Source organism: Nocardia sp. 852002-51101_SCH5132738 (assembly GCF_001665695.1).
GTDB lineage: Bacteria > Actinomycetota > Actinomycetes > Mycobacteriales > Mycobacteriaceae > Nocardia > Nocardia nova.
In genome coordinates this window covers 205,100-218,361 of sequence record NZ_LZML01000105.1, presented here as the reverse complement: position 1 = coordinate 218,361, position 13,262 = coordinate 205,100, and the positions used below count along the sequence as shown (strand labels likewise).

10 protein-coding genes and 1 pseudogene are annotated in these 13,262 nt (G+C 68.9%); 4 read left to right on the top strand and 7 right to left on the bottom strand.

What is annotated here, in order from left to right; translation table 11 throughout:
• Window positions 1-473: pseudogene (locus A5789_RS15885) on the top strand (FtsW/RodA/SpoVE family cell cycle protein); the annotation flags it as partial.
• A 597-nt stretch (window positions 474-1,070) separates the two neighbouring features.
• Here the strand turns inward: A5789_RS15885 and A5789_RS15880 are convergent.
• The 6 genes from A5789_RS15880 to A5789_RS15855 all read right to left on the bottom strand — a co-directional run bounded on the left by A5789_RS15880 (window position 1,071) and on the right by A5789_RS15855 (window position 8,313).
• On the bottom strand, window positions 1,071-1,994 hold the full coding sequence (locus A5789_RS15880) for an SDR family oxidoreductase (RefSeq protein WP_064907013.1): 924 nt from the start codon (window positions 1,992-1,994) through the stop codon (window positions 1,071-1,073).
• A 265-nt stretch (window positions 1,995-2,259) separates the two neighbouring features.
• Window positions 2,260-3,588, bottom strand: a complete 1,329-nt coding sequence (locus A5789_RS15875) for a pyridoxal-phosphate dependent enzyme (protein ID WP_064907014.1) — start codon at window positions 3,586-3,588, stop codon at window positions 2,260-2,262.
• Entirely contained in the window at window positions 3,588-5,036 is a 1,449-nt protein-coding gene (locus tag A5789_RS15870) for a decarboxylase (protein ID WP_064907015.1), read from the bottom strand. Before A5789_RS15870 ends, A5789_RS15875 begins: the two co-directional genes overlap by 1 nt.
• Window positions 5,033-6,334: a heavy-metal-associated domain-containing protein gene (locus A5789_RS15865; protein WP_227462931.1), complete on the bottom strand. Its 1,302-nt coding sequence runs from the start codon at window positions 6,332-6,334 to the stop codon at window positions 5,033-5,035. Before A5789_RS15865 ends, A5789_RS15870 begins: the two co-directional genes overlap by 4 nt.
• Window positions 6,331-7,710: an aminotransferase class V-fold PLP-dependent enzyme gene (locus tag A5789_RS15860; RefSeq protein WP_227462930.1), complete on the bottom strand. Its 1,380-nt coding sequence runs from the start codon at window positions 7,708-7,710 to the stop codon at window positions 6,331-6,333. Before A5789_RS15860 ends, A5789_RS15865 begins: the two co-directional genes overlap by 4 nt.
• A gap of 147 nt (window positions 7,711-7,857) precedes the next feature.
• On the bottom strand, window positions 7,858-8,313 hold the full coding sequence (locus tag A5789_RS15855; protein ID WP_227462929.1) for a DUF2599 domain-containing protein: 456 nt from the start codon (window positions 8,311-8,313) through the stop codon (window positions 7,858-7,860).
• A 206-nt stretch (window positions 8,314-8,519) separates the two neighbouring features.
• Here A5789_RS15855 and A5789_RS15850 point away from each other — a divergent pair, with 206 nt between their 5' ends.
• Complete coding sequence (locus tag A5789_RS15850) at window positions 8,520-9,608, top strand: TerD family protein (RefSeq protein ID WP_082940743.1); 1,089 nt, start codon at window positions 8,520-8,522, stop codon at window positions 9,606-9,608.
• Window positions 9,609-9,805: 197 nt separating this feature from the next.
• The gene (locus tag A5789_RS15845; RefSeq protein ID WP_030514463.1) at window positions 9,806-10,285 is read left to right on the top strand and encodes an HAD-IIIC family phosphatase; all 480 of its coding nucleotides are present in this window, start codon (window positions 9,806-9,808) and stop codon (window positions 10,283-10,285) included.
• 55 nt (window positions 10,286-10,340) lie between these two features.
• On the opposite strand, the gene A5789_RS15840 is transcribed toward A5789_RS15845, so the two are convergent.
• Window positions 10,341-12,056 (bottom strand): GMC oxidoreductase, encoded by a 1,716-nt coding sequence (locus tag A5789_RS15840; RefSeq protein WP_063028139.1) that lies wholly within the window; start codon window positions 12,054-12,056, stop codon window positions 10,341-10,343.
• Between the two features lie 449 nt (window positions 12,057-12,505).
• Here A5789_RS15840 and A5789_RS15830 point away from each other — a divergent pair, with 449 nt between their 5' ends.
• Complete coding sequence (locus tag A5789_RS15830; RefSeq protein ID WP_064907017.1) at window positions 12,506-13,213, top strand: TetR/AcrR family transcriptional regulator; 708 nt, start codon at window positions 12,506-12,508, stop codon at window positions 13,211-13,213.
• Window positions 13,214-13,262 lie beyond the last annotated feature (49 nt).

Below are 13,262 nucleotides of genomic sequence, written 5' to 3'. Positions count from 1 at the left end.
CTGTTCGGGCTCGCGACCGGCGGCCTGGCCGGGACCGGGCTCGGGGCGGGCCGGCCGCGGAGGTGCCGTTCGCCAAAACCGACTTCATCATCTCCACCATCGGTGAGGAGTTGGGGTTGTTCGGGCTGACGGCGGTGATTCTGCTGTTCGGGGTGATCACCGTGCGCGGCTTCGCGGCGGCTCTGGCCACGCGGGACGCGTTCGGGAAACTGCTGGGCGGCGGGCTCGCGTTCTCGGTGGGCTGGCAGTTGTTCGTCGTCGTGGGCGGTGTGACGAAGCTGATTCCACTGACCGGACTGACCACGCCGTTCATGTCCTACGGCGGATCGTCGCTGCTGGCCAATTACGTGATCGTGGCACTGCTGATCCGCATATCCCACGACGGGCGCACCCAGGCCGCACCGGCCGCGCCCCCACCGGCGCCGATCGCCGAGGCCATGACCGAACACATCCGCCGACCGCGCTCACGCTGACAACCGTTGCGCCGCAACGACTCGCGGCGCACGCTCACCGTGCTCGGCGGACGAGATTGTCCGGAAGCCGGCCGGTGAGGAACCGCTCGATCTGGGTGGCGGCCACCGCGTAGGCGCGGATCGTGCTGTGGCTGCCGGTGCCCGCGACATGCGGCGGTTGTTGCCGCGCATGCTGGCCGGCCGCAAGAGCGGTCCGCTGTTCCTCACCGACCGAAAGGCCCGTCCCTCGGTGGCCACCAACGACATCGACACGGTGACCGGGCGGGCGAGGCTGTCCTACCGTCGGTGCGAAGCCTCGCGAAGTACGCCAGGGTGTCCGACGAGGGGCTGCGCCGGTATCAAGCCGACAGCGACCCGGCCGCGCGTCGGCGGCCGGGTCGCTGATCAACCTCCGACGAGGTCGGGGCCCGCTACTCCAGGGAATCTGCCGCAATGTCGGCCACCTCGCCATAACGGCGAGGTGCGTTCACATCGAAGGGGTGCGACCCGAATACGCCAGATAGGGGCAATGGCCGTATAGGGTCGTGACCTGGGAACAAACCGGTGCAGCTCTGACCAGGGGCATTCGCGTTCCCGTTAAGCGGGAAATCTTCGCATCTAACGGGAACCCATCACCGGATCGTGGTGTTGGGCGTGGGAGTAGGCGCCGGTGTCGAGGTCGTGCAGCAGGGTAGGGCCGGTGGGTGTCCAGCCGAGGAGCTCCTGAGTGCGGGCGCTGGAAGCGGGGAGGTCCATACCGAAGAAGCCGCCGAGCCAGCCGAAGTGAGCGGGCACGTCCTGGGCTGCGACCGACGTGACGGGGACGTCGAGGGCCCGGCCGATCGCCTCGGCGATCTGTCGTGTGGGGACACCTTCCTCTCCGACGGCGTGCAGGATCGCGCCCGCCGACGCCTTCTCCAGTCCGAGACGGACGAGTCGTGCGGCGTCGGAGCGGTACACCGCCGGCCAGCGGTTCGTCCCCTCGCCCACGTAACCCGCGACGCCTTTCTCGCGGGCGATCGCGACGAGTCTGCTCATGAGCCCGTTGTCACCGACGCCGTGCGTGGTCGGGGCGAACCGCACCGCGACCACGTGCACATCGCGGCTGAGATAGCCCAGCGCAAGGTTCTCGCCACCGCCGCGGGGTGTATCGACACCGTGGAACGGTGAGGCGTCGTCCTCTGTGAGAGTGCGGCCGCCGATGGGCATGATGCCGGAAGCGAACAGGAACGGTCGGCCCGAATCGGCGAGCGTCTCTCCGATCGCCTCGATCGCGGCTCGCTCGGCGCGGTTGGACACCGCGGGGTTGTCGAAGTCATGTTTGTTCGCCAGATGGATCACCGCCTCAGCATCTGCGGCACCTGCGCGGATACCGGTGAGGTCGTCGAGGTCACCGCGCCGGACCTGGGCGCCCTTGGCCGCGAGCGCGGCGGCGGTGGCGTCGGAGCGGGCGAGGCCGGTCACTTCGTGACCAGCGGCGAGTAGTTCGTCGACCGTGGGGGAGCCGATCCAGCCGGATGCTCCGGTAACGAAGACGCGCACGAGCAGTCTCTTTCTCGATGGGAGATGTGGCGGATGACGGTCATCGAAACGGTTCGGTGATGTCAGCTACTGCCATCAGCCTAACGCGCTATGACAGTGACTGTCGTCGTATGCTGTCGAACATGGGCACGGGCGAAGACCGGGAAGTCGCGGCACAGCGTGATCAACGCTCCCAGAACCCATTCGGCCACCCCGGCGTCGTGCGCGCCGCGCGCATACGACAGCAGCACCCCCTCGGGCAATGCGCCCGCCCAGCCGTCGGCGCTCAGATCGCCGGTGGCGCTGCCCTTTCCAGCTCGAACCCGGCATCGCGCCAGGCGACGATGCCGCCCGCGAGGCTTGCCGCCTCGTAGCCCGCACGAGCGGCCGTGGCGGCGAAGCGGCGCGACAGATCACCCACCGGGCAGACGAAAACCACCGGGCGCGAACGGGAGAACGGCACCCCGTGGGCGAACATGTCGTCGAGCTGGTCGTCGCGAATATTGATCGCGCCCGGGATGTGCCCGATCCGGTAGGCCATCGCGCCGCGGGTGTCGACGATCGTCGGGCGGCTGGTGGCGTCGAGTTCGCGCAACTGGTCCGCCGACAGTTCGCGGACGGTGTGCAGTTCCGCGTCGGTGGGCGCCGCCACAGCCGAACCCGTGCGGCCGAACAGGTCCGGGCGGCGTTTCTTGATGTAGGACAGATACGGTTCGATGCGGTCGCACACGATCAGCACCGCCACGATCGGCGTCGGCCGCGGCGGCAGCTCGCGCAACACCTCCAGCGCGGCGGCGTATCCGGCGCCGCTGGTGGGGCCGGCGAGAATGCCGTAGCCGGTGGCCAATTCGAGGGTGGCCTCGATCGCCCGGGTTGCGTCGATCGTCACGATCCGGTCGTAGAACTCCGGCTGGAACAGCCCCACATCCCACATCTCGGTTTCCGACCGGATGCCGGGAATGAAGTCACCGCGCTGCGACACGACCGCGATCGTGCGCAGGTCCGGATGGTGTTTGCGCAGATAGGTGGCGGTGCCGCGGGTGGAACCGGTGGTGCCGAGTCCGCCGATGAGATAGTCGGCGCCCAGTCCGGCGGCCGCCAGGTCCTCGTGGATCTCGCGCCCGGTGCCGTGATAGTGGGCGTCGATGTTCTTCTCGTTGGTGTACTGCGACGGATGATGGTAGGCGCCGGGACTTTTCGCCATCGTCGTCTCGATCACCGAATACACGTCGTTGGGTGTGGTCGGATCCGGGCATTCCGACAGTCCCGGCAGCTCCTCGATCCGCGTGCCGAACAGCTGCAGCAGATCGCGCACCTCGCCGACCTTGATCCGGTTGGTCACCGCGTGCAGGCCCACACCGCGGCGGGCACCCAGCAGCCGCAACGCCTTGGCGGTGTTGCCGCTGGAGGCCTCGATGAGTGTCTGCCCGCGCCCGGTGATCTCGTCGAGCTCGTCGCGGATCATGCCCCAGGCGACGCGGTCCTTCACCGAACCGAACGGGTTGTAGAACTCGAGTTTGGCATACAGTTGCACCCCGGGCAGCCGGTGCACGGCCGGGTCCAGGCGCAGCAGGGGCGTGTCACCGATCAGATCGGTGATGTCGTCGTAGCGCATCACGGCCTCCCGGGGCGGTATTCGGCGTCGGGCACCACGTGGAAGCCGTCGTCGCGGTAGTCGACGGCCAATTTCGGCGGCAGGGGATGCATCGATGTGCGCGCTGCCGACAAATCCATGTGATAGGCGCCGGTATTCGGGAAGACCAGCAGATCACCGGGCTGCGGCAGCCGCGGCAACCACACCTTGTGATTGCTGATCAGATCGCGTTCCAGGCACAGATGCCCGCCGATGTACACCCCGACCGGCCCGCCGGGATCCTTGACAGGGCGGTCGCCGGATTCGGGTCCGGGCAGCAGCAGCGGATCCACCATCACCTCCTGGTCGGCGGGCGTGATCGTGTCACGCCCGATATCGACGGTCACCACCGTGCTGCCGTTGGCCGTGCGCTTGACGAATTCCACTCCCGCCACCGTGATCCCGGCATGATCGGCCAGCGCCTTCCCCGGTTCGCACCACAGTTCCAGCAGGTTGTCGGCGAGTACCCGGGCCAGCGGTTGCCCGCCGTGGGCGGCCAGAGGCGCGCCGAGCAGGTCGTCGAGCATCCGTGGCCCCGGCATCGTGTTGGCATATTTGTGGAAGATCGGGATGCCGTGCGCGCCGGTGTCGTCGATCGTGTATCCGAAGGTGTTGCCGGCCCAGCTCATCGGCTCCCCGCGCCCGACGAGCGAATCCCGCAGCGCCAGCGCGTAGCGGTCGAACCGGTCGGCGTCGGCGGTGAACACCTGCCGGAACCCGCCGCCGATATCGAGCACCGTGGGGGCCAGGCCGTGGGCATAGGCGCGTTCGATCCAGTCCAGGCACGCCTCCACCGCCCGCACCCGTTCACCGATATCTCCGGAATCGAGGTGAAAGGCGAAGCCGCGCAACGTGATCCGGTCTCGGCTCGCGGCCAGTAACGCCAGTTGTTCGGCCACCTCGTCGGGGCCGATGCCGAATCGGCTCACCGCCGGCTGTCCGCCGGGGGCGGGGAAGCCGCTCAGCCGCAACAGCACCGGGATCGGCGCGGACGAGGTGGCCAGGCCGGCCAGCTCGCGCAATTCCCACGGATTGTCCACGTTCACCGTCACACCGGAACCGGCGAGTGCGGTGAGCAATCGCCTGCCCTTCGGTCCGGTCACCTCGATATCGTCGGGCGCGAAGCCCACCTCGCGGGCCGCGGCGAGTTCCTGCGCCGAGGCGACGTCGACGCCGATACCGGCTCGGTGCGCGGTCGCCAGTAACGCTCTCGAATGATTCACCTTGTGCGCGTAGCAGATCCGATGCCGTAGCCGATGCCGCACCGGTACGGCCCGCAGTCGTCGCAGATTGTCGAGATAGACCTGCGGGAACAGCAGATGCGCGGGTGTGCCGAACCGGGCGACGGCCGCGGTGAGGGCGTGCGGGCAGTCGAGGTAGGCGCGGACCAGGGGATGCAGCAGCGCCGGTAACGCGGGCGGTGCGCTCATCCTGCCGGGTCCGGGGCCGCGAGGGTCGGATTGTAACCGCTGTCGCGCAACGCTTCGAAGGCTCGGTGCCGGTTGCGGGCGCTGCGGAATTCGGCGCGCACCCGCTTGCTGATCAGATCGATCTCGTGCACCGCGATCTGCATCGATTCCAGCACGCCGCCGATGGTGCGCACACAATGTTTGCAGTTCATATCCGGCACATAGAACAGATGCTCGGCCGTTCCCGCGAGATCGCCTGTGGCATCGGCTGTTTCGACGATGTCGAGTCCGGCCACGGTGTGGGTGAACAGGTCCACGAACCGATCGACCACCTCGGGCAGCAGACTGTAGTGTTCGCCGTCGATGCGATGCGGCATCGCCGCCAGGCACGACGGGCGCACGCCCGCCGGCAGCAGTGCGTATTGGCGTGAGATGAGGTCGAGTTCGTCGTGATACCTGCCGATGGCCGCCTCCACCGACAGGTTTTCCTCGGTCGTGGCGCGCCGCATCACGATGTGCGCGTCGTGGATGGTGGCGTCCTTCATCGCGCGCAGGGTGGCGATGGTGTCGGCGGTGTAGCGGACGGTGCCGTCGGGCTGGGTGTCGAAGGCGGCCGCGATCATGCCGCGCCGATAGGTGGAGGCCTGCTGCTCCCAGTACCAGCGGGTGGCGACCGCGGCGAAAATGCCGGAATCGCGCAGCCCGCGGGCGAATTCGGTAGCGGTCCGGTACGGAGTCGCGGCGGCGAGCAGCGCGTGCTGTGCCAGTGCCCGGCCGGTGGCTTCGATACCGACGCGGAAGATGTCGATCGGATCCTGATCGGTGGTGGTCGCGCCCAGCACCGCGCGATCGTGCGGGGTGAGCGCGGCGATCCGTTCGGCCAGTGCGGTATCGGCCTCGAGGCTGTGCCACAGGGCCAGCACGGTTTCGCGGACCGCGACCGGCACGATCGGCCCGAGACCACCGGCGCGAACGTGGCCGGTATTGGGTATGCCGTCGCTGTCGGTCCACACCACCCGATGGGTGGCGCTGGTGACCTGATCGGCACGGCACGGGCGCATGAACGATTCCAGATACATCCGCTGCGACAGCGTCAGGTGGCTGCCCGGCTCGGGTCGCACCGGCGTGCGGGTCACCGCGATGGTGCGCGCCGCCGTGGGTGCGGCGGTGGTGAACAGGCCGGGACGGGCCAGTTCGGCGAGAATCCGGGACGCGCTGCGGCGGTCGTAATCCGCTGCGTTGTTTTCGGGTGCGCTGCCGGCGTCGGACCCGGGGCCGGCGGTGGAGACGGCTGCGGCGGTTTCGCGGCGTGTGGTCATCGGACCTCCGTGGCGATGGTGGTGAGGCAACCGAGGAAACGGTCGATCTCCTCGGCCGTGGTGTAGACGTGAGTACTCACACGCACCGAATCAGTCTCGGCCGCAACCATTTCGGCGTCGTCGCTCGCGGTGCCGGTGGGGACGCAGTGCGCGCCGGTGCGCACCAGGAAACCCAGTTCCGCGAGCACGAAGCCGAGATCGGTGGCGGTGATCCCGTCGAGGGTGAACGACACGATGCCGTACCCGGTGTCGCAGGGGGCGTGGCCGGGGCCGGGCAGCAGGCGCAGCCCGGGTAGTGCGCGCATGCCGTCGAGGAGGCGGCGGGTCAGCATCCGGTTGTGCCGTTCGACGGTGTCGATGCCGATCGAGTCGAGTACCCGCAGGGCGGCGCCGAGAGCGAGGATGCCCGGGATGTTGTGGGTTCCGCCTTCGAGTCGATGCGGCATCCGAGCCGGCAGCAGCGCCGAATCGCGCACGCTGACACCGGAGTTGCCGCCCGGCAGGAACGGGCTCAGCTGGTCGTGGATGCGGCGGTGGCAGAACAGCACCCCCGTGCCGGGCGCGGCGAACATCTTGTGCGCCGACAGCACCGCGAAATCCGCGCCCAGCTCACGCACATCGATCGGGATGTGCCCGGCGCTCTGGCTGCAGTCGAAACACACGGCCACCCGTGGGTCGATGCGGCCGCGCAGCTCCTCGAGAGTGGTGCGCGCGCCGTAGACGTGGTGCAGATGGCTGAGGGTCAGCAGCCGGGTGCGCGGCCCGAGTTTGGCGGCGATGTCGTCGATATCGGCCTCGCCCAGTGCGGTGGTCCGATAGGGGACCAGCCGCACCCGGCGGCCGAAGTGGGCGAGTGTGGCCCGCAGCTGCAGCCACGGATACACGTTGGAGGCGTGATCGCGTGGGCTGTATAGGATTTCGTCGCCGTCGGCGAGGGTGGTCAGCCCCCAGGCGAGGGCGACCGCGTTGAGGCCGGCCGTGGCGCCCGCGGTGAACACCACCTCGTCCGGCTCGGCGTGCAGGAAGCGGGCGGTATCGGCGCGGACCTGTTCGATCGCGCGCGTCAGCGTCGTCGCCCACGGGTAGGTGCCACGGCCGGAATTGGCGGTGTGGCGGCGGTGATAGCCCTCGATCGCCTCGATCACCGGCAGCGGTTTCTGCGTGGTCGCGGCGCTGTCCAGATAGACCGGTCCGTCGCCGGTGAGCGCGGGGAAGAGAGGGCGGACGGCCGCCGGGGCGGTGGCCTCGCCGACCGGGCGGCAAGGCGAACACGCAGGGGGTGAGGAGATCCGGGCGATGGAGTGCGCGGGAGTGGGTGCGGAGGCCGGGGCGCTCGCCGGGTGGGCGTGCGCGGGCCGAGGGATCGGCGACCGCAACGTGACGCTCCCTTCGGCTCGTACGCTGGCGACCACATCCACGATACCTATCGCCGCGGTCTCCTTCGAAGCCGGTCGCGGACAACGCTTTTCACCGGTCGATCGTCCAGAACCGCGAATCGTGGCCGGAGCAGGCCGGTTTCGCGATCAGTTGCCGGCCGGGTCGGGACCGCCGGGATTGCACATCGCCTGGACGGTGGCCTGGTAGCCGACGGCCGGGCGCCACGGTTCCAGATTCCAGCTCGGCTTGTTCGGTGCGACCATTCGCGCCCACACCCAATGGCATTGGAACTGGTCGTACATGCCGGGCGAATCGGCGTCGGGGGAGTCGGCGAGCACCTCCGACCAGGCGCGGTCCAGGGCGGTGGGGAATTGGTCGGCGCGACCGGCGGCGGTCGGATAGACGTGCAGGCGGCGGCCGTCGGGGTCGTCGGTCCATTCGGTGTGATCGATCAACGGGCTGCCGGCGAACGGATCGGTGGTGGGTTCGGCGGGCGGCGCGCTCGTCGGTGCCTCGGAGGTGCGCACGGCAGTGGTCGTGGTTGCGGGCGCGGGGGATTCGGTGCTCGCCGAGTCGTCACCGCATCCGGCGACCGCGAACACGGCCGACACCACCAACGCTGCCGCCGCGGCCCCTCGCGGCCCGCGACCGGGTGCTCGTCGTGCCCCCGACCTCATCCGCGTCCCTTTCGACGTCGCGATCCACCGTCGCCGCTCACGCTACCCGCCACGCCCGGGTGCACCGGAACCGGCGGGGCCGCCCGCCCGTGTTGCCCGAATACCGCCGGGAGTCGACGTAGAGTGGGAGGGTGGCCGCTCAGTTGACCAAGGGACAGGTGGATCGTCTGACCCACGACGAGGTCGTCGTATCCGTCCGGCACAGCGAACCCGTCGATGTCTCGGCGCTGCTGCTGAATTCGGCCGGCAGGGTCCGTGACGAGACCGATCTGATCTTCTACAACCAGCCCGCAGCGCACGGGGTGCGCCTGGCCTCCGGCCGCCCGGAGTTGTCGATCGGATTGCGTTCGCTCCCACCGGAAATCGAGCATGTGCGCATCGTGGCCTCGCTCGAGGATCAGCAGGATCGCTTCGGCGATTACGCGCCGCCGCAGCTGATCGTGGCCGATACGAGCGGAAATGCGATGTACGAGTACACCGTCGACGGCCTGGGTGAGGAACCGGCGGTGATCGTCGCCGATCTGGACCGTGTCGGCAGCACCTGGCAGGTGCGCCCGCTCGGGCACGGATTCCCGGCCGGGTTCGCGGCGCTGGTGACCGCGCACGGTGTCGCGGTGGGCGGCGGGGCCGACGAGTTGCCTTATCGCGGACCGGCGGTGCTGGCGCCCGGTCAGGAGGTGGCGCTCAGCCAGATCCGCAAGGGTGAGCTGTCGATGGTGAAGATGGGTGTCGGATGGGATCCGATGAAGGTGCACGGCCCGCGCGGGCTGCGCGCCCTCGAGATCGACCTGGACGCCTCGGCGCTGCTGTTCGTCGGGCAGACACTCGTGGATGTGGCGTTCTACCAGCAGCTTTCCTCCCGTGACGGTGCGGTGCGCCACTCCGGGGACAACCTGACCGGCGACGGTAAGGGCGACGACGAGGTCATCACCGTGGACCTGGCCCGGCTGCCGGCGCAGGTGACGTCGGTGGTCTTCGTGGTCACCTCCTATGCGGGGCATACCTTCGAACGCATCCGAAACGGCTACTGGCGTATGATCGACGGCTCCTCGACCGCCGAGCTGGCGCGGGGCAATCTGCGCGGCGGCGGGCCGCACACCGGCATGGTGGTGGCGAAGGTGTATCGCGACGGCGGCGTGTGGCGGGTGGCCTCGATCGGCGCCCCCATCCAGGCCGGGCATCCGGTGGAGGCCGTCCCGCTGGTGACACCGACGCTGTGAGCCGTGCCGCGAGCCAGTGATTTGCCAGGGCTGGTGTGCGCGGCCCCGCATCCCTACTATGACCTCTCGCGGGACCGGCCCAGGAAAGATGGGGCTTGTCCGGCACAATCGGTACCTGGATGGTGGCGGTACCCATCGGCTGTGCCCCGCGGGTGTGGCCGATGTGGGTGTTGAGGAGAGTGGACCGTAGGGGCGAGATGACAGCACCGGCAGTGAAATGTCTTGTCTGGGAACTGGACAACACCATGTGGGACGGTGTGGTCTGCGATTCGACCAGTGGTGCACTGCGCCCGGACGCGGTGCGGGCGCTGCATACGCTGACCGGCCGGGGCGTGATGCACGCCGTGGCCAGCCGCGGCGAATGGTCCTGGACGACCGACAAATTGGAGCGTCACGGCCTGCACGGGCTGTTCGCCGCCGTCGAGGTCGGGTGGGGTCGCAAATCGGCGGCGATCACGCGGATCGCGGCACAGTTGCGGATCGAACTCGACGCGATCGGCTACATCGACGCCGAGGCCATGGAACGCAGCGAGGTCGCCCACGCGCTACCGCAGGTGCGCTGCTATGCCGGACGTCACGTCGATGTGCTCACCGCGCTGCAGGAATTCCGGGCGCCGCTGACCTCGGCGCCGCCGCCGACCTCGCCGATGGGCTTCGCCCACATCTCCGCGAACTGAACCGGCCGCCGCGGCGAGAGATCGCCACGGCGGCCGGATCGCGGGTGCGGGTGAATCAGGCGCTGTCGCGCTTGATTTCGACGATCGGCAGCACCAGCGCCGCCGGCGCCGAGGCCGGAACCACCGGCTGCCGCGGCGCGACCGGGGAAATGCGCTGGTAGGGGCTGTCCTGCGGCGGGCGGGTGTCCTGTTCGCCCTTGTTCGGCCACAGTGCGGCCGCCCGTTCGGCCTGCGCGGTGATCGTCAGCGACGGGTTCACACCGAGGTTCGCCGACACCGCCGCGCCGTCGACCACACTCAGCGTCGGATAGCCGTAGACGCGGTGGTAGGGGTCGATGACACCGTGATCGGCGTCGGCGCCGATCACCGCGCCGCCCAGGAAGTGGGCGGTCAGCGGGATGTTGAACACCTCGCCCCAGGTGCCGCCCGCGGTGCCGCCGATCTTCTCCGCCACGCGGCGGGTCACATCGTTGCCGGCCGGGATCCAGGTCGGATTCGGTTCGCCGTGGCCCTGTTTGGAGGTCAGCTTGCGGCCGAACACACCGCGCTTGGTGTAGGTGGTGATGGAGTTGTCCAGATGCTGCATCACCAGCGAGATGACCGTGCGCTCGCTCCAGTTGCGCACGCTGAGCATCCGCAGCAGGGTCAGCGGATGACGCAGCACTTCCAGCAGGAACCGCAGCCAGCGCGGGATCCGGCCGCCGCCGTCGACCATCAGCGTCTGCAGCAGCCCCATCGAATTGGATCCCTTGCCGTAGCGGACCGGTTCGATGTGGGTGTCGGGGGTGGGGTGGATGGAGGAGGTGATGGCCACACCGCGGGTGAAGTCGCGCTCGGGGTCCACCGTCGGGGTCGCCGCGCCCAGAATGGATTCGGAGTTGGTACGGGTCAGCTCGCCCAGCCGCGGCGACAGCTGCGGCAGAATTCCCTTGTCGCGCATGTCGAACAGCAGCTTCTGGGTGCCGCGGGTGCCGGCGGCCAGGACGACGTGTCCGGCCGTGTAGGAGGCCGGTGATCTGCGGATCTTCGCGCCGGTGCGGCGGGTGTCCACCTGCCAGCTGCCGTCGGGCAGCGGCCGCACCGCGGTGACCGTGGTCAGCGGCAGCACCTGCGCACCGGCCTGCTCGGCCAGATACAGGTAGTTCTTCACCAGCGTGTTCTTGGCGCCGTGGCGGCAGCCGGTCATACATTCGCCGCATTCCAGGCAGCCGGTGCGCTGCGGGCCGACACCGCCGAAATACGGGTCGTCCACGGTTTTTCCGGGCTCGCCGAAGAACACGCCCACCGGGGTCTGCACGAAGGTGTCACCGACGCCCATGTCGTCGGCGACCTGCTTGAACACCTCGTCGGCGGGGGTGATGTGCGGATTGCGCACCACGCCCAGCATCTTGGTGGCCTGCTCGTAGTAGGGCGTCAGTTCGGCGCGCCAATCGGTGATGTCGCGCCACTGGTTGTCCTGGAAGAACGGTTCCGGCGGCACATAGAGGGTGTTGGCGTAGTTGAGCGAGCCGCCACCGACGCCCGCGCCGCCGAGGATCAGCACATCGCGCAGCAGGTGGATGCGCTGGATGCCGTAGCAGCCCAGGGCGGGAGCCCACAGGAATTTGCGGAGGTCCCAGCTGGTTTCGGGCAGTTCGTCGTCGGCGAAGCGGCGACCGGCCTCGAGAATGCCGACCCGGTAACCCTTCTCGACCAGCCGCAGCGCGGTGACGCTGCCGCCGAATCCGGAGCCGACGATCAGGACGTCGAAATCGGTGTCGCGCGCGGTCATGGCCGCTCCTGCCGGGTGCGGGCAACCCGCAACCGGTCGGCCCCGTGAACGGGCTGCGCATGGTGTCTCATCGGGCCTCCGTGAGTGTGTGTCGCCGGTGACGAATATCAACGCTACTACCGAGTAGTTTAGGTGTGTCCCTCGGTATCCCTAAACAATGTCGCGCCTGCTCATGGCGCGGATCAAGGGAAAATTGCGCGTGACCGCAGGGCCGGCGCGGCAGGTCGGGCCGAGTTGCGGTGCGGGTCGGCGGCGACGGCGGGGCGAGCGGCGATCTCGAATCGATCAGGTGTCGATCTCCTCGCTTTTGTTCGCCGGTCGGTGGCCGGGCATGCTCATTACCGGCGGGTAACAGTAATCTGCGTCACGATTTGTGACAAGTACGACTCGCATCGCCAGATCGCCGATCACTCTGGTAAGCACCGCTCTCTGTATGGCAGGGTGGGGGTATGAGCACTCCCCGATCCCGCGCCCGCGCCCGCACGATGGACGAGATCGTGCGCATCGGCCGTGACCATCTGGCGGTACACGGCGCCGCGGCGCTGTCGCTGCGCGCTGTCGCCCGCGACCTCGGCGTGGTCTCCTCGGCGGTGTACCGCTACGTGCGCAGCCGTGACGAACTGCTGACCATGCTCGTCGTCGACGGCTACACCGAACTGGCCGACGCCGTCGACGCCGCCCTGGCCGGCGCACCCGCCGACGGCGCCGCCCGGCTGCGGGTGCTGGCCCACGCCGTGCGCGACTGGGCGCTGGCCGAACCGGCCCGCTACGGCCTGCTGTTCGGGACCCCCGTCCCCGGCTACGACGCACCCGCCCAGGAGACGACCGCCCCCGGCACCCGGGTGATCGGATCACTGCTCGCCATCGTCGAAAACGCCTGTCGCGCAGGAGAGCTCACGACGCCGGACCCCCTCCCGGCGACCCCGGCCGAACTGGCCGCCGACATCGAGCGCATCCGGGCCGAATTCGGGCTGGAGCTGCCGGACTGGGCGATGGTGCGCACGCTGACGGTGTGGACCGGCCTGTTCGGCGCGGTGAGCTTCGACGTGTTCGACATGTACGGCGCGCAGACCTTCACCGACCGCACCCAGGTTTTCGACGTCCACCTGGACAATCTGTGCGCGATCCTCGGATTCCGCGCTGCCCCAGCGGACTAGCCTGCGCGGCGGGTATGCATTCGTGACTGCCATCGTGCAGGATGTCACA

Excerpts from the sequence above, each read along its gene's own strand:
- A5789_RS15840 (WP_063028139.1), bottom strand. The coding sequence starts at position 12,056 with ATGACCGCGCGCGACACCGATTTCGACGTCCTGATCGTCGGCTCCGGA.
- A5789_RS15830 (WP_064907017.1), top strand. The coding sequence starts at position 12,506 with ATGAGCACTCCCCGATCCCGCGCCCGCGCCCGCACGATGGACGAGATC.
- A5789_RS15875 (WP_064907014.1), bottom strand. The coding sequence starts at position 3,588 with ATGCGCTACGACGACATCACCGATCTGATCGGTGACACGCCCCTGCTG.
- A5789_RS15865 (WP_227462931.1), bottom strand. The coding sequence starts at position 6,334 with ATGACCACACGCCGCGAAACCGCCGCAGCCGTCTCCACCGCCGGCCCC.
- A5789_RS15845 (WP_030514463.1), top strand. The coding sequence starts at position 9,806 with ATGACAGCACCGGCAGTGAAATGTCTTGTCTGGGAACTGGACAACACC.
- A5789_RS15870 (WP_064907015.1), bottom strand. The coding sequence starts at position 5,036 with ATGAGCGCACCGCCCGCGTTACCGGCGCTGCTGCATCCCCTGGTCCGC.